This window comes from Corynebacterium pseudopelargi, assembly GCF_003814005.1.
GTDB lineage: Bacteria > Actinomycetota > Actinomycetes > Mycobacteriales > Mycobacteriaceae > Corynebacterium > Corynebacterium pseudopelargi.
The window spans coordinates 2,329,532-2,345,052 of the sequence record NZ_CP033898.1; the positions used below are offsets into that span (position 1 = coordinate 2,329,532).

General features: G+C 58.4%; 14 protein-coding genes. 6 read left to right on the top strand and 8 right to left on the bottom strand.

Translation table 11 applies throughout. The features are described from left to right. Positions 1–2: 2 nt before the first annotated feature. The 6 genes from CPPEL_RS10985 (at position 3) to CPPEL_RS11010 (ending at position 9,489) form a co-directional block, all read left to right on the top strand. On the top strand, positions 3–2,588 hold the full coding sequence (locus CPPEL_RS10985; RefSeq protein ID WP_123961154.1) for a DUF6049 family protein: 2,586 nt from the start codon (positions 3–5) through the stop codon (positions 2,586–2,588). A gap of 47 nt (positions 2,589–2,635) precedes the next feature. Then, positions 2,636–5,944, top strand: coding sequence for a murein biosynthesis integral membrane protein MurJ (locus tag CPPEL_RS10990; RefSeq protein WP_123961155.1), 3,309 nt, complete (start codon positions 2,636–2,638; stop codon positions 5,942–5,944). A 262-nt stretch (positions 5,945–6,206) separates the two neighbouring features. Further along, positions 6,207–6,743, top strand: coding sequence for a sigma-70 family RNA polymerase sigma factor (locus CPPEL_RS10995; protein ID WP_164470426.1), 537 nt, complete (start codon positions 6,207–6,209; stop codon positions 6,741–6,743). A 164-nt stretch (positions 6,744–6,907) separates the two neighbouring features. Further along, positions 6,908–7,837, top strand: a complete 930-nt coding sequence (gene trxB, locus CPPEL_RS11000) for a thioredoxin-disulfide reductase (RefSeq protein WP_123961157.1) — start codon at positions 6,908–6,910, stop codon at positions 7,835–7,837. Between the two features lie 49 nt (positions 7,838–7,886). Beyond that, positions 7,887–8,210: a thioredoxin gene (trxA, locus tag CPPEL_RS11005; RefSeq protein WP_123961158.1), complete on the top strand. Its 324-nt coding sequence runs from the start codon at positions 7,887–7,889 to the stop codon at positions 8,208–8,210. 94 nt (positions 8,211–8,304) lie between these two features. Further along, positions 8,305–9,489: an N-acetylmuramoyl-L-alanine amidase gene (locus CPPEL_RS11010; protein WP_123961159.1), complete on the top strand. Its 1,185-nt coding sequence runs from the start codon at positions 8,305–8,307 to the stop codon at positions 9,487–9,489. Here the strand turns inward: CPPEL_RS11010 and CPPEL_RS11015 are convergent. From CPPEL_RS11015 to rpmH, 8 genes are all read right to left on the bottom strand, one after another. Next, positions 9,486–10,091, bottom strand: a complete 606-nt coding sequence (locus tag CPPEL_RS11015) for a hypothetical protein (RefSeq protein ID WP_123961160.1) — start codon at positions 10,089–10,091, stop codon at positions 9,486–9,488. The genes CPPEL_RS11010 and CPPEL_RS11015 overlap by 4 nt on opposite strands. A 6-nt stretch (positions 10,092–10,097) precedes the next feature. Beyond that, entirely contained in the window at positions 10,098–11,111 is a 1,014-nt protein-coding gene (locus CPPEL_RS11020) for a ParB/RepB/Spo0J family partition protein (RefSeq protein ID WP_123961161.1), read from the bottom strand. Next, entirely contained in the window at positions 11,108–12,079 is a 972-nt protein-coding gene (locus CPPEL_RS11025) for a ParA family protein (RefSeq protein WP_123961162.1), read from the bottom strand. The genes CPPEL_RS11020 and CPPEL_RS11025 overlap by 4 nt, the downstream gene beginning before the upstream one ends. Positions 12,080–12,113: 34 nt before the next feature. Then, positions 12,114–12,812: a 16S rRNA (guanine(527)-N(7))-methyltransferase RsmG gene (rsmG, locus tag CPPEL_RS11030; protein ID WP_425453799.1), complete on the bottom strand. Its 699-nt coding sequence runs from the start codon at positions 12,810–12,812 to the stop codon at positions 12,114–12,116. A gap of 130 nt (positions 12,813–12,942) precedes the next feature. After that, positions 12,943–13,902 (bottom strand): membrane protein insertase YidC, encoded by a 960-nt coding sequence (gene yidC, locus CPPEL_RS11035; protein ID WP_123961164.1) that lies wholly within the window; start codon positions 13,900–13,902, stop codon positions 12,943–12,945. A gap of 15 nt (positions 13,903–13,917) precedes the next feature. After that, positions 13,918–14,235: a membrane protein insertion efficiency factor YidD gene (yidD, locus tag CPPEL_RS11040; protein ID WP_123961165.1), complete on the bottom strand. Its 318-nt coding sequence runs from the start codon at positions 14,233–14,235 to the stop codon at positions 13,918–13,920. Further along, a complete protein-coding gene (gene rnpA / locus CPPEL_RS11045) occupies positions 14,189–14,548 on the bottom strand; it encodes a ribonuclease P protein component (RefSeq protein WP_123961166.1) in 360 nt (119 codons plus the stop codon). Before rnpA ends, yidD begins: the two co-directional genes overlap by 47 nt. A gap of 26 nt (positions 14,549–14,574) precedes the next feature. After that, entirely contained in the window at positions 14,575–14,718 is a 144-nt protein-coding gene (gene rpmH, locus CPPEL_RS11050) for a 50S ribosomal protein L34 (RefSeq protein ID WP_123935783.1), read from the bottom strand. Between the last annotated feature and the right edge of the window lie 803 nt (positions 14,719–15,521).

The following is a 15,521-nucleotide window of genomic DNA, read 5'->3' on the forward strand; positions in this document are numbered from 1 at the left end:
GAATGCTCAGCACCGGCGTGGCTGTTGGTTTGCTCGTCGGTGTGCTTGGCATGCCCGATACAGCCTTAGGCGAGGGGCTTCCCGTATCGCCTTCTGCCCAAAGCACCCGCGAACGCTGGGTCAACCCGAATGTTCGCGAGATTGATGCCGAGGGCGATCTTCGCATTGCCCTGACCCAAGTGCCCACCTCCGTGGAGCTTGGATCCCCACTTTCGCTGCGCGCCGAGGTGCTCAACGAATCCGATGAGCCGCTCAACGCCGATAATCTGCGCATCCTCATCGCCCACGCCGATAGCGAGGATTCCCTTGGGCAAAGCCGCGAGGTGTTAGCCGCTGATCCCTCTGCCTATCCCTACCGGGCAACGCCCATCAAGCTCAGCGGTGTGATTGAGCCGGGTGAAGCCAAAGAGATCTCCCTTGAAGTAAGCACTGCCGAGCAGGGCGATGGCCTGCGGCTTCAAGCCGGCGGGGTGTATCCGGTGATGGTGGCCTTGGAATCAAGCAGCGAGGGCATCGTCAGCACCCAACGCTTCTTAAGTGCTGTGCGTAGCAGTGATGAAGAAGAACAAGAAAGCACCGCCCTTTCGGTGTTGGTGCCCCTGAGTGCTCCCATTGATGCCGTTGGTGGCGAAACCGGCGATGCCCCCGAGCCTGCAGAGCTGTTATTGCAGTCTGAGGATCTCGCCCACAACTTCGGCCCCGGTGGCCATCTTGGCCAAACGTTGAATGACTTCGATGCTTTTGCCACGGCGTATCCTCAGGCAGCTCGGGGCACCTGCCTTGGCATCGATCCGGAACTGGTGCGCACCGCAGCGCGGATGTCTCAGGGCTATAAGGTGGCCCAACAGCGTCCCAGCGTGGTGAGCCAGAAGCAGCGTCTGCGCGATTCCTGGGGCAGCGGCGGCGAAGATATTGAAAGCACCGAGGGCACTGGCCAAGAGATTGCCGCCCAGTGGCTAAACCACTTGCGCGAGATTGCCGAGCGCAGTTGCACCGTGGCCTTGCCCTGGGCCAATGCTGATCTGGATGCGGTGCAGGCCACCAATAATGAGTGGTTGATGCGCGAGGCTTTGCAGCGCGGGCAGATCACCTTGAGCAATGTGCTCGGCAGCGAGCCGCTCGACAATGTAGTGATCCCGGGCAAGGGCTATATCAGCCCGCCGAGCGTGAGCAGCATGGGTTGGGCCGATCAGGCTTCGATCCCGCAATCGAGCACGCTGGATCCTTTGGGTAAGGCGTGGTTTGAGCAGGGTGAGCAAAACCCCAAACCGGAGCCGGAAAACACCTCCGATTCCGCCCTGGAACAAACCCAGCCGCAGGCGCCTTCGAGTTTGCCACCCAGGCCACAGCAGCCCGTGCGCGTGCTCATGGCGGATAACACCATTTGGGCTGCCCCACGAAGCGGCAATACAGCCTTGCTTGGTCCAAATATTTGGGCCAAGACCTATCCAGGTTCTTTGGCCGCTTTGCTTGCCGACGCCTCCGACACCCCAGACACGAAGGGGTATAGCAACTACAACACTCGCTTTGATGCGCGCCTTGATGCAGCCCCGGCGCGCCTGGCCACCGCCAGTGCTGCCATTGAGTTTGAGGCAGAACAAAGCGAAGACCCAGTCCTGGTCATGTTGCCAACTGATGCATCGAGCCCCAAAACCCTGTTAAATACCGTGGGCGAATTGGTAGAGCGTGGCGATGCCGAAACCATCACCTTGGATCGTTATCTGGCTTTAGACCCGGAGGAAACTGAAGAGCTAGCAGCACAACAAATGCCAGAACCCCCAGGTTTTGGTGCGCCCTTTGATGATCCGACGGTGATTTCGGATACCGAGATTAGCCGCGCTCGCCAGCAGGCTGATTATATTGACGACCTCACCCAGCTCATGGTCCCCGATCCGGCGGTAGCTATTGGGCCATATAGCTTTACGGCTCCGCTGCGTATGGATGTACTTCGCGCGTTGAGCTCGAATGGTCGCGGCTCTATCGCCACCTTTGATCAAACGGTGGAGCGCGAGAATGCGCTGTTGAACCAAAACCGCGACACACTCACCGAGCTTCGTTCCTCGGTCACGCTTTTGCCGCCTGGCAATGTGTACACGCGCTGGTCTGATTCTTCTCCTTTATTGATTGCCGCGCGCAATGGTCTGCCGCTGCCGGTGGATGCGCGGATTCTTTATGATGCGCCCGAGGGGGCAAGCGTTAACGTCGAAGAGCGCCTGCTCATCCCCGCAAAGGGCTCCATTACCGCCCAAATGACGGCCACCTTGCCCACGGATTCTGGGCGCACCGATATTGACCTGTGGTTGGCCACGCCTTCTGGCGCTGCCATTTCCAATCCCGTGACCATCGGTGTGCAAACTCGCTCGGGCATCATCGGCTCCAAGCTTTCTACGGTGCTGATTGTGTTAACGCTGGTAGGCCTGCTGTTCCTCGGTGTTATCCGCAGGCGCCGGGCTAAGCGGCGCGTGCAGCGTTTCGACGCTTCCAAGCGCGCTCCGAGGCCGCCGCAGCGCTATGCCCAAAGCACTCGCTATGTTGCGCATCCAAAATCGCAGCGTCGCCCCAGACGTGAGGAAGGGGAGGGGCACTAAGATGCCCGCCACCACTCATACTTCGCCTCAACCCTCAACGCTCAAGGATGGACCCCGTGACCCATTCAGGTGCTAACGGTATTCGCCACCGCATCGTCGATCCCTCCGCGCCCGCGCCGGTGCCTGAGATTCAACAGACCCCTGCTCCTCAACCGGAGCAGGATCATTCGCGCCTGGCAAGCCCTGCCAACCGCCAGGCTCGCGTGCGCAATGTGCCGGCACCGAACCCTGAGGGCGAGCAAGACGCCAAGGCCGTCGAGCATGCGATGAGCCAGGCGGCAAGCAAGCAGGATTCGGCTGAGCCAGCTGGATCGAACAAGGCCAGCGACGCCGATGTGGTGCGAGCCGGTGGTTCCATGGCCATTGCCACGCTGTTTTCGCGCATCACGGGCTTTTTGCGCAATGTGATGATTACCGCCACCTTGGGTGGTGCCATTGCTTCGGCCTTTAACGTGGCCAATACGCTTCCGAACTTGATCACCGAGATCGTGCTCGGCGCGGTGCTTACCTCGCTGGTGGTGCCGGTGTTGGTGCGTGCAGAAAAAGAAGACCCCGACCGCGGCGAGGCCTTCATTCGCAGGCTGTTTACCTTGGCGGCCACGCTGCTGATCTCGGTGACGTTATTGGCCGTCATCGGCGCGCCCTGGCTTACAGAGTTAATGCTCGATTCCGAGAGCAAGGTCAATGTCACCCAGGCCACCAGCTTTGCCTATCTGCTTTTGCCGCAGATCTTCTTCTACGGCATCTTCGCCCTGCTCATGGCAGTGCTTAATACCAAGGGCATATTTAAACCCGGTGCTTGGGCGCCGGTGGCCAATAATGTGATCACCCTCGCGGTGCTCGCCCTGTATATGTTCTTACCTGGCAAGCTCGACGCTTCGGCTCAAAGTCCCGTCACCGACCCGCATGTGCTGCTGCTTGGTTTGGGCACCACCTTGGGCGTGGTGGTGCAGGCGCTGATTATGCTGCCGCCGATCCTGCGTTCTGGTGTCTCCTTAAAACCGCTGTGGGGCATTGATGCACGCTTGAAGCAATTCGGTGGCATGGCTGTGGCCATCGTGGTGTACGTGGGCATTTCCCAATTGGGCTATGTGGTCACTACCCGCATTGCTGCTAATGCTGATGCCGCTGCGCCGAATATCTATCAGCAGCACTGGCTGTTATTGCAGGTGCCCTATGGCATCATCGGCGTCACCTTGCTCACGGCGATCATGCCGAGGCTTTCTCGCAATGCTGCCGATGGTGACGATAAGGCCGTGGTCAAGGATTTGGTCATGGGCTCCAAGCTCACCTTCTTGGCGCTGATCCCCATCGTGGTGTTTTTCACCGCCTTCGGTGAGCAGATTGGCCGTGGCTTATTCGCCTACCGCGAATTCGATGCCACGCTCGCTTCGATCCTTGGTTGGACTCTAAGTTTCTCGGCCTTCACGCTGCTGCCTTATGCCTTGGTCTTGCTGCACCTGCGCGTGTTTTATGCCCGCGAGGAGGCGTGGACGCCCACGTTAATTATCGCCGGTATTACCACCACCAAGATTCTGCTTTCCTACCTTGCTCCGGTGCTGGCCACTGATCCTTCGAAGGTGGTGATCCTGCTGGGTGCCGCCAATGGTTTCGGCTTCCTCGCCGGCGCCATCATCGGTGCAACGCTGCTGCGCCGCAAACTCGGCTCCCTTGGCACCGGCGCGGTGGTGCATACCAGTGTGTGGGCTTTGGGTGCTTCGCTGGTGGGCGTGGCCATTGCTTTGGGCCTTGATTTCCTCATTCGCCGCATCGGCGTCTTAGAGGCCTTGGGCAGCGTAGGTGTGCTGGTCGAGCTCGCCATCGTCGGCGTGGTTTTCCTGGCCATTACTGGCATTGTGCTTTCGCGTTCCGGCCTGCAGGAAGTGGCAAGCCTCGGCGGTTCCTTGCAGCGCATCCCGGGCCTGAACAGAATTATCAAGGTCAAGGAGAAGGAGCTTATGAGCGCTCCTGCGGCCACCTCCTTAACGCCTGAGCTTTTGGCCTTGGACGATACTTTCAACGCCACCCCCGTGCCGCCACCAATGTCTGCCGGTGTGGTGCGCGGTCCGCGTTTGGTGCCGGGTGCGCGCGTATCTGATGGGCGTTTTAGGCTGCTGGCCGATCACGGCTCTGTAAGCCAGGCCCGCTTCTGGCAGGCCCGCGAGGTCGCCACCGATAGGGAAGTGGCCCTGGTCTTTGTGGATACTTCCGGTTCGGCACCACAGGCTCCTTTGAGCCCCGCTGCCGCCGCCGGGGCTGCCGCCGAGGTGTCCCGCCGCACTCGGGCACTGGGCAAGCTGCGCCACCCGGCTATTGCTCCGAATATTGAGGTGCTTTCTTATCGCAATGGCTGCCTTGTGGTTGCCGATTGGGTGGCGGGCACCACTTTGGCGTCGGTGGCTGAAGAAGGCGCTGATCCTTTCGCTGCTGCCTATGCCTTGGAGTTGCTTGGCGATGCCACAGAGGCCGCCAAGCTCAAGGCTCACACGCCTTTGGGCTTGGATAATCGTTCGCGTATTCGCATCAGCACCGATGGTGTGGCCGTCTTGGCCTTCCCGGCAGTCTTGCCCGATGCGAGCGTGGAACGCGATCAATCCTGTTTACGCACCGCGCTGTGCACGCTGGTGGATGCAGAGCAGGCTCCCGCGCCCGTGGCTGAACTCATGCAGGTGCCGGCCGCTGATCTGCCCGAGGCTTTGAGAGCCCTGCCGGATACTGCGGATCAAAGCCCAGATCAGCTCCAGGTGTCTGCCGATCGCAGCCCCAAGCCCAGCAATGAGCCTGGCTTTGGTTCTAAGAACATGACGCGCACCGGGCGTACCGCGGTTGCTTTGGCTGTGGTGGCGTTGGTGACGATGATTGCCCTTGGCACCGCCTATCTCACCGCCGTGATTGGCGCTCGGGATGAGAAGGCTCCCATCGATACCAACTCCATTAGCCGCGAGCACCTAGAAAAGGCGATCCCCATTTTGGCCAAGGCGGAAAAGGCTTCTGTGTGGGCCGATGGTGCAGGAGAGCAGGAAGAGATTCCCGCGGTGGTGGATAATGACGCCACCACCACCTGGTTGGCTCAGGGCAATGCGCGCGGCGTGCTGTTGAGCTTTGCGCAGCCAATTGAGCCCACCAAGGTGATTGTGAACGTAGATGAGCAAACCAAGGTGGAGGTGTATGTGGGTGAAGATGCCTTCAACCTCAACACTGCAACGCTCTTAGGTGATGGTGAGGTCCGTGGTGGCAGCGGAAGCGTGAAGCTTCGCCAGCAGCCTGAAACCACTGCGGTGTTGGTGTGGTTTGAAAGCATCCCCGAGGGTGAACCGCTTGAGGTGAAAGACGTGCAGGTGGTGGCGAGGCCTTAGGTTGGAAGCGGGGGCGTCGAAAAGCTAGTTTCTGCCCCCAAAGGAGGGAAATTACGCCTGTGGAATTTCGGGGGTAATTTCAGCCGTTCTAGCAGCACGATTACCCCCACAGCGCATGCCCAATGCATTGGGCATCTGCTCCGAATGCGGTTGATGGCTACGTTTTCCATAATCACAAGTGCTGCAGGAACACCGTGGCAACGCGGCAGGTCCCACAGCGCCACCGACCAAGCCATGCACCACTTTTCAGGGGGAAATGTTCGTGCAGACCGTCATCGACCACCCACCAACACCAAGCATCCCAAACAACGCCAGCGCCGATTTCGAAGCAATCCTCAGACACCACCACCGCCGCCTCTGGTTTTTGGTGCGCCGCTACGTACACAATCACTTTGATGCCGAGGAAGTGCTCCAAGAAGCGCTGCTCAAAGCCAGCGAGAAGATCAGCTCCTATCGCGGGGAAGCAAGCCTGCACACCTGGCTGCATCGCCTCGTGGCCAATACCGCCTATGACTTTGTTCACCGCAATAAGCACCGGCCGACCATCCCATTGGACACCGAGATGTATGGGGGATCGCGGCACCAAGAAGGCGGGCTCGATCTTGCCACCACCTCTGCGGTACGCCTGGCCATGCGCACCCTGCCACAGGAACAACGCCGCGCCATTTACCTCGTTGATTTTGTGGGCGTGGAAATTTCCATGGCCGCCGCGATCGAAGGCGTGCAGCCCGGCACCATGAAATCTCGGCGGTCCAGGGCCAGGGCTGCGCTGCGCGAGCGCTTGGCCTATGACTCATAGCGACTGGCCTAGGGCGGCTAGCGGCTGGCCTACGGCGCCTAGCGCGGCGGCAGCGAACCGGGAATAGTGTGCGGGGTGCTGCGTTGCAGTGAAAGCAGCACGCCTCTCAGTGACGGTTAGACTGGGATTGCTGCTCACGTATTCCTAGGAAAGGTTTTTCAAGCATGTCTGATGCCACGATTCACGATGTTGCCATCATTGGTTCCGGCCCGGCCGGCTATACCGCAGCCCTGTACGCCGCGCGCGCAGAGCTTCGCCCCATCGTGTTCGAGGGCATTGAATATGGCGGCTCGCTGATGACCACCACCGAGGTAGAAAACTTCCCCGGCTTTAAAGACGGCATCTTAGGCCCTGAGCTGATGGAAGAAATGCGTGCACAGGCGGAACGCTTTGGTGCTGATCTGCGCATGGAGCTGGTCACCCGCGTGGAGCTTGAGGGCGAGATTAAGAAGATCTGGGTTGATGATGAAGAATTCCAGGCCCGCGCGGTGATCTTGGCTACCGGTTCGGCACCTCGCTACTTGGGTGTTGATGGTGAGCAGCAACTGCTCGGCCGCGGCGTGTCTGCCTGCGCAACCTGCGATGGTTTCTTCTTCCGCGACCACGACATTGCCGTGATCGGTGGTGGCGATTCCGCGATGGAAGAGGCGATCTTTTTAACCAAGTTTGCAAAGTCCGTCACCATCGTGCACCGCCGCGAGGAATTCCGCGCCTCTGCGATCATGCTGGAGCGCGCCAAGGAAAACGAGAAGATCCGCATCCTGACCAACAAGCAAGTCTCCCGCGTGCTTGGCGAAAATACCGTTGAGGGCTTGGAGCTTGTCGATTCGCTCTCCGGCGAGACTTCCACCCTCGATGTGACCGCCATGTTCGTGGCCATCGGCCACGATCCGCGCTCCGAGCTCTTCCGCGACGAGGTCGAGTGCGATGATGCCGGCTACGTGCGGGTCCAGCATCCTTCTACCCGCACGAATATTCCTGGTGTTTTTGCTATTGGCGATTTGGTGGATGCCACCTACCAGCAGGCCATTACTGCTGCCGGTTCCGGCTGCCGCGGCGCGATCGACGCGGAACATTACTTGGCGGAAATTTAGGGGCTAGACTCCTTCGGAAGTAACTATCACTGCACAGAAAGGCCAGGGCATGGCAAAGCCAATCACCATTACTCAGGAGAATTTCCGCGAGATCGTTATCGAGTCTGATAAGCCCGTGCTGGTGGACTTTTGGGCCGAATGGTGCGGGCCTTGTAAGAAGCTCGGCCCGATTATCGACGAGGTAGCCGAAGAGGTCGAGGGCGTGGCCGTAGTGGGCAAGGTGGATGTGGATGCCGAGCGCACCTTGGGCGCGATGTTCCAGATCATGTCCATTCCCACGGTGTTGGTGTTCTCTGGTGGGCAAAAAGTTGCCGAGTTTGTGGGCGTAAAGCCCAAGGCTGCGCTTGTCGAGGCACTGACTCAGCACGCCTAACTGGTATTCTCGACTGCTAGAACCCACTAACAATGGCTTATACTTAAGCCCGTTAGTGTGACCAGTGTGAATACAGTGAATGGAAAGGATCAGTGTGTCTGACATTCTCCGCGTCGGCGACCGAAGCGCCCGGGTCGCCGAGGTTAGGGACGCACTCGCACGCCTAGGCTTCTTGCAGGGCACCTCACGCCAAGTCTCCAGTAGCAAAGGCCAGACGTTCACCGAAGAAGAAAAGCTTTTCGACGAACCCCTCGCTGAGGCACTCAAGGCTTTCCAGCAGGCCCGTGGCATCATTGCCTCCGGGATCATCAACGATCCCACCCTGCGGGTATTGCGTGAGGCCAGCTATGCCCTGGGCTCGCGAGTCTTAAGCTTTCAACCCAATAACCTCTTTGTTGGCGACGACGTACTCCAGCTCCAACAACAGCTCCAGGAACTGGGCTTTTATACCGACCGCCTCGATGGCCGCTTCGGTGAACAAACCCATGCGGCCTTGATGAACTACCAAATGAACTACGGCCTCCAAGTCGATGGCATCTGTGGGCCAGATACCATCCGCGCCTTCGGGTTGTTGGGTCGCCGCATCACCGGTGGTTCGCCGCAGCAGTTGCGTGAACGTGAGCGCGTGCGCGAATCCGGCCCGCGCCTTGCTGGCAAGCGCGTGGTGATCGACCCTGCCCTTGGTGGCAGCAACCGTGGCCAGGTAGTCAAGGGTCGCTTCGGGGAAATTTCCGAAGAAGAGCTCATCTGGGATCTCGCCACCCGCGTGGAAGGCCGCATGATCGCCGCGGGGATGGAAACCATCATCTCCAGGCCACGCCAGGATGATCCCTCTCAAACCTCTCGGGCCGAAATCGCCAACGCCTTCGATGCAGACCTCATGATCTGCCTGCAAGCTGATCGCTACCAAAACGAGAAAGCATCTGGTTGCGCCAGCTTCTACTTCGGCTCGGAGATGGGCTCAAATTCGCTCATTGGCGAGCTGCTCAGTGGCTTTATCCAACGCGAGATCGTCGCTCGCACCAGCCTGATTAACTGCGGGAATCACGCAAGGACTTGGGACCTGCTTCGCGTTACCCAAATGCCCACGGTGGAAGTAGTGGTTGGGTATCTGACCAACCCTGAAGACGTGAAGATCCTCACCGATCCTGCCGCCCGCGACGCCATCGCAGAGGCCATCGTGGTGGCCGTCAAGCGCCTCTACTTGCAGGAACAAGACGATCAGCCCACCGGCACCTTCCGCTTTGATGAGCTGCTAGAGCAAGAGGCTCGCGCCTAAGCCAACGCGCTTGCCAATAACTCTTCTGCCGCCTGCGCACTCAACATGTGCTCAGGCGGTAACTCTATGCGTAGCCTGGGCAGGCTGGGATGCGGGGCTACTACTTCAAAGCCTGCAGCCTGCAATAACTGCGCCGGCATGAGCCCAATCTCTTCTTTCCTCAAGGCAAGAGGATCCTCGGTACTGCTATAGCCGAAGGCTTCAACGGCCAAGGCCTTGTGCTGCCATAGATGCGCTAAGACGGCATCAATTAAGACATGCTCGAGGCCAATGCCTTCAAAGGCGGGGTCGATATGCAGCGAGCTTAAAAGCCAGGCATCCGCACTCACGGGGGCGGTGGGCAATTGCGCCACACCGGGGGAGAAGCGGGGTTGGCAAAAGATGATGGTGGCGATGGCGTGTTCTTGGCCATCGCGCAAGATATGAAAGCCGCACTGTTGTTGCTCAAGCAGCACGGCCATAAGCCACGCTTCTTTTTCAAAGCGTGGATCGCCGCGCTCGCACACCTTTTGGGCTACGTCTTGGCCTAGTTCCCAAAACACGCAGCGCGCAGCCAGTGGGTGCATCATGCCCACGGTGGCTCTATGTAGCGGCTGCAACATGATGGATCAGTTCCGGTGAAGAAGCTCCATGATGCGCTCAAAATCGTCGCGGTCGCCGAATTCCACCACGATCTTGCCTTTGCGCTTACCCATGCTCACGCTTACTTTCGTGTCCAGGTCGTCGGCAAGCTGCTCTGCTGCCTGGCTTAAAAAGGCAGGGGTTTCTCGTGGCTGGCGGGCCTTCGGCTTTGGTGCCTCACCGCGATTTAATAACGTGACGGCTTCTTCGGTGGCGCGCACCGAAAGGCCTTCGGCCACCACCTGCTGTGCAAGGTCTTCCTGGGCCTGGGCGCCTTGTTTGAGCCCGAGCAGGGCGCGCGCATGGCCGGCGGAAAGCACACCGGCGGCTACTTTTCGCTGCACCGGCACCGGAAGGGCCAGCAGGCGAATCATGTTGGTAATCATCGGACGCGATCGGCCAAGCTTGTCTGCCAACTGGGCTTGGGTTACGCCGAATTCCTCTAGGAGCTGCTGATAGGCTGCCGCCTCTTCCAAGGGGTTGAGCTGCACGCGGTGGATATTTTCCAATAGCGCATCGCGCAGCATGTCCTCATCGCTGGTGGCGCGCACGATAGCGGGAATGGCCTTTAAGCCCGCCCTCGAGGCTGCGCGCCAACGACGCTCACCCATGATGATCTCGAAGCGGCCACCATCAACGGGGCGCACCACGATGGGTTGGAGCAGGCCGAACTCCTTGATGGAGTGCACCAGCTCGGCCAAATCATCTTGGTCGAATACGCTTCTGGGGTTCTTCTCATTGGGCAGGATCAGCCCAATGGGAACCTCCTGGTAGGAAGCGCCAAAGGCTTCTTCTTGCTGCACAACCTCGCCATCTTTGGCGGCTGCTTCGGCCAAGATGGGGTTGATGCGAGCCCCCGTTTCATCTCTTTGGGGTGCCTGCGAGCGGCCGATGACGATATCGGCGGCGTTATTGCCTAGGCGTTCTCCTGCCTGCGGGCTGGAGGTAATCAGTGCTGCAAGCCCGCGTCCGAGGCCGCCCTTGCGTGGTTCCTGGTTCATTCGGCTGCCCCTTCTTCTTCGCGGCTGAGTTGATCTTCAATGGCCCTGGCTTCATCTGAAATTCCCACGGCACCGGAATGTTGGCCGGGCAGATAATCGCCGCGGATTGCTAATTCCCTTGCTGCATCCACATAGGCCATGGCACCGCGTGAACCTGGGTCGTAGGAAAGCACTGTTTGGCCGTAGCCGGGCGCTTCGGACACTTTGACGGAGCGGGGAATCTTGGTGCGCAGCACAACATCGCCGAAGTGGCCGCGGACCTCTTCGCTTACCTGCTCTGCCAGCTTGGTGCGCCCGTCGTACATGGTGAGCAAGATGGCGGAGATATGCAGGTTTGAGTTCAGGTGCTGGCGGATCATCACAATATTGTTGAGCAACTGACCCACACCTTCGAGGGCGTAGTACTCGCATTGGATGGGAATGAGCACCTCATCAACTGCCGTCATGGCGTTGATGGTGAGCAGGCCGAGTGAAGGTGGGCAATCAATGAAGATGAAGTCGAAGCCTGCTTCTTCAATAAAGGTGGAGCTGAGCGCATCATGCAGGCGATATTCGCGGCGCACCATGCTCACCAGCTCGATTTCTGCACCAGCGAGATCAATGGTGGCGGGAATGCACCAGAGGTTTTCGCTGGCGCTGGATTGCTGCATGGCTTGCTCGGCGGTGCATTCGCCAATGAGGAGCTCATAGCTCGAGAGCGTGCCCGCGCGGTGTTCTGCACCCAAAGCGGTGGAGGCGTTGCCTTGGGGGTCCAGGTCTACTACGAGCACCTTCAGCCCGCCTTGGGCAAGCCCTGCGGCCAGATTGACCGAGGAGGTGGTTTTACCTACGCCGCCTTTTTGGTTTGCCACAGTAAGCCTGCGCGTGCGTTCTGGCTTGGCAAGCTGGGCACCTCGAGCGCCTCTCCCGTGGGCTGCGCGACGCGCTGCGGGTGTCGTGGACGCGTGATCCCTATGCGAGTTCTTCATTGATTCCTTCACTCGTGGTCGCAGTGGGTGAACACTACTTTAGTGTTTCACGGACCTTAGCGATCCGGATGATGGTGGTGGGCTCTTCCAGCGCTTGGCCAATCACGCTGATCTGCGCATTCGCGCCTCCGGCTTTGGTGATCTGCTTGGCATCTCGGCGCAGTTCTTCTTCGACGGAAGAGCCCTTCATGGCGATCATCTCGCCGCCTTTTTTCAGCAGCGGCAGCGACCACCCGGCGAGCTTGCCCAAGGGCGCTACTGCGCGTGAAGTCACCACGTCCACGCCATGCACCTCGCGCTTGATGGGACCTTCTTCTGCCCGGCCGCGAAGCACCACCACATTGTCTAGGTGCAGCGCTGCTTTGACTTCCTTGAGAAAGGTCGATCGCTTCAGCAGTGGTTCGATCAGGGTGATCTGCAAGTCTGGCCTGGCAATCGCCAGGGGGATACCCGGCAGCCCTGCGCCTGAACCAATATCGGCAACGCTTGCGCCCTCGGGCATCACCTCTGAGAGCACGGCGCAGTTAAGAATGTGGCGTTGCCAAAGCCGCGGCACTTCCCTTGGGCCGATAAAGCCGCGCACGGATCCATCGGTGGCGAGCAGCCGGTGGTATTCGATGGCCAAGTCGAGGCGATCGCCAAAGATCTCCTGGGCTTGTTTGGGGGGTGCCTGTTCTAAGCCTTGGCTATTGGGGCCTTCTTGGCCGGCTTGGCTTTCAGCAGATTGTTTCACGTGAAACTTCCTCATTTTCTCCCACGGCTGCGGTACGGATACTAACGCTAGCACGGCCAGGCAGGGCTGCTGTGAGCAGCAAAAAGCCGCCACCAGCTTCGGTGACGGCTTCCTATCCAGCTTCAAAGACTTATTTCTTGTTGCCCTTGCGCTTGGGGTTATTTGGGCGCTGGCCAGGTTGCGGGGCAGTGGCGCGCTTTGCTTCCTTCTTGGCTTCAATTTCTGCAGCCTCTTCAGCATCGATCTTTTCAAACATCCAACGCTGCTGGAAGAAGGTCCAAATGTTGTTGCTCACCATGTAGAAGAGCAGGCCGAGGTGCCAATAAGCGCCGGTGAACAAGATGGTGGCGGGCAGGAACCACAGCATCATGCGGTTCATCAGATTTGCCTGCATAGCCATCTGATCATTGGCCGGAGCCTTTTGCAGGCCGGCAGCTTTACGACGCTCCTGTCGATTCACCGAGAGGCGTGCGTTGAAGTGCGTTGCCAGCACAATGATCGCGATGAGCGGCACGGCAACGAACAAAATGTCGGTGCGGGTGAAATCCACCGGCTTGAAGGCCTGGTACATGTCCTGGGGCATGGAAATAGAGGCGGAAATCGGCACACCGAACACACGGGCGTCCAGGAAGGACTGCACATCATCGGGAGAGAAGATGTAGTTGGATAGCTCGCGGTTTTGTTCCACCGAGAGCCCAAGCTGCCCGGTGCCACTGCCGGTACGGTTGAAGGATCGCAGCACGTGGAACAGGCCGATGAACACCGGCAACTGCACCAAGGCAGGCAAACAACCAGCAATAGGATTGACACCCATCTCCTTTTGGAGCTTGCGGGTTTCCTCCATCTGCTTTTGCTGATCGTTGGGATACTTCTTCTTAATTTCCTGCATCAGCGGCTGCAGCTCTTGCATCTTGCGCATAGAACGCATCTGGTTGAGCATGGGCTTGATCAGGAAAGCACGGATGGTAAAGGTGAGCAGCACGATGGCGAGCACCCAAGACCAACCCGAATCTGGGTTGAGCACGAAGCTCACAACCTTGTGCCAGAACCACAAGATTGCTGAGATCGGCCAATAAATAAAGTTCAGCACTGTCGAACAAATCTCCTATGAAGGTATTGAGTGCCCAAAGGCTTTGAGTGGCACCGGATCATAACCACCGGGATGCCACGGGCCGCATTTTGCAATGCGCGCCCCGCTAAGCAAAATGCCGCGCCAAGCACCGTGTTCCTCTAACGCCTGGAGCGCATAGGAACTGCACACTGGATCAAAACGACACGTAGCACCCATCTTAAGCCCTGAAAGATGCTTTTGGTAAAAGCGAACCGCAGCAATAAGCGCTGCATTCAGCCCCGAGCGCCTGTGAGAGCCAGCGGGTTTAGCGTGCAGATTTGGATTGGATTTTTTTAAGTGCTGCGAGCACATCTGTTTCCAACTCCTTGAAATCCGCCTGCCCTGCCTTTGGCAGCGCCCGGATCACAATGTCTGCTTGATCGGGGAAGGCGTCGATATGCGCCAAGATGAGTGCGCGAAGTTTTCTCGAGGTGCGGTGCCGAAGCACTGCATTGCCCACGGCCTTGGACACAATCAGGCCAAAGCGAGGATGGTAGCTACCGCAGAGCTCATCCTCGCGGTGGTGTAGATGCAGAACAACGGTGCCTCTCCCGGCCCTGAATCCTCGTCGAATAGTCCTCCGAAATGTTTCGGAGTTCGGAAGTTTCAGGTGTGGGGGAAGCACCGTTTTAGGTTCTTGAAAAAACGCGCTTATGCGGTGAGCTTTGCGCGGCCCTTCTGGCGACGAGCAGCCACGATGGCGCGACCGGCACGGGTACGCATACGGGTGCGGAAACCGTGCTTGCGAGCACGACGACGGTTATTGGGCTGGAAAGTGCGCTTTCCCTTTGCCACAGTGTTCTCCTTTTACGTTGGTGCCAGACACACCGGCGGGGCTAGAGCCTTCGGCAAGCCGTAGCCGCTGGAGCGTCTGGAACAAAATTTTCCAAGCAAGTGCTAGGCCACCAATGCCAACCGAGGTTGTGCCGAAATGCCAGCGACCCTAAAGCACTTGAAGCACGGAGAAAATAAAACGGCGTTTGGGTCAAACGCCTCATTTTCCGTGATAGACCCCAATAGACTACGTGAGATTTTTCTCCCTGGGCAAATTGACACGCCGAACCCCCACCCTTACCCCTGAAACTACATTTTTGTAATTACAACAGGCGTTATTCCTGCTTGCGCCGGTCAGGAAACTAAGTGGGCCCACAGGCGCCAGCCTTGCTTTTCATTCACGGCCCAAAACGCTATTTCAGTCAATGTTCATTTAGACACCACAACGTTCAAGCAGGTAACAATATGTGTGAGAAAACCTCACAAGGTGTGGAATCCAAAAGATGTGGATAACATTCAATAACCGCTTGAATGTTGTTCGAATTTTCGGAATATCCGCAGGTGAAACACCCTCAATCGGTGGAGATCGGTTTTCCACAGGGCTGTTGATAGCCTGTGGATAACTGTTGATACTCTCGGGGGATAATGTTTATCCACAACTGTGGACAAAGTTGTGGATTACCCGCTCAGGGCACCGAAAAGCTTGTGAGTTGCTCGGTGGAGAAGCGACTGTGAAAAATCACAAGTTTTTGCCCTCAAACGCTTCGCTATCGAACAGACTGTCCGCTTGTTCCCTGCTCGCCAATTGGAAGGAAGGCCCATCA

What these genes read in the sequence shown, in the direction of transcription:
- CPPEL_RS10985 (WP_123961154.1), top strand. Translation starts at nt 3, where the DNA reads ATGCTCAGCACCGGCGTGGCTGTTGGTTTGCTCGTCGGTGTGCTTGGC.
- CPPEL_RS10990 (WP_123961155.1), top strand. Translation starts at nt 2,636, where the DNA reads ATGGACCCCGTGACCCATTCAGGTGCTAACGGTATTCGCCACCGCATC.
- trxB (WP_123961157.1), top strand. Translation starts at nt 6,908, where the DNA reads ATGTCTGATGCCACGATTCACGATGTTGCCATCATTGGTTCCGGCCCG.
- trxA (WP_123961158.1), top strand. Translation starts at nt 7,887, where the DNA reads ATGGCAAAGCCAATCACCATTACTCAGGAGAATTTCCGCGAGATCGTT.
- CPPEL_RS11015 (WP_123961160.1), bottom strand. Translation starts at nt 10,091, where the DNA reads ATGTTGCAGCCGCTACATAGAGCCACCGTGGGCATGATGCACCCACTG.
- CPPEL_RS11020 (WP_123961161.1), bottom strand. Translation starts at nt 11,111, where the DNA reads ATGAACCAGGAACCACGCAAGGGCGGCCTCGGACGCGGGCTTGCAGCA.
- CPPEL_RS11025 (WP_123961162.1), bottom strand. Translation starts at nt 12,079, where the DNA reads ATGAAGAACTCGCATAGGGATCACGCGTCCACGACACCCGCAGCGCGT.
- yidD (WP_123961165.1), bottom strand. Translation starts at nt 14,235, where the DNA reads ATGTGCTCGCAGCACTTAAAAAAATCCAATCCAAATCTGCACGCTAAA.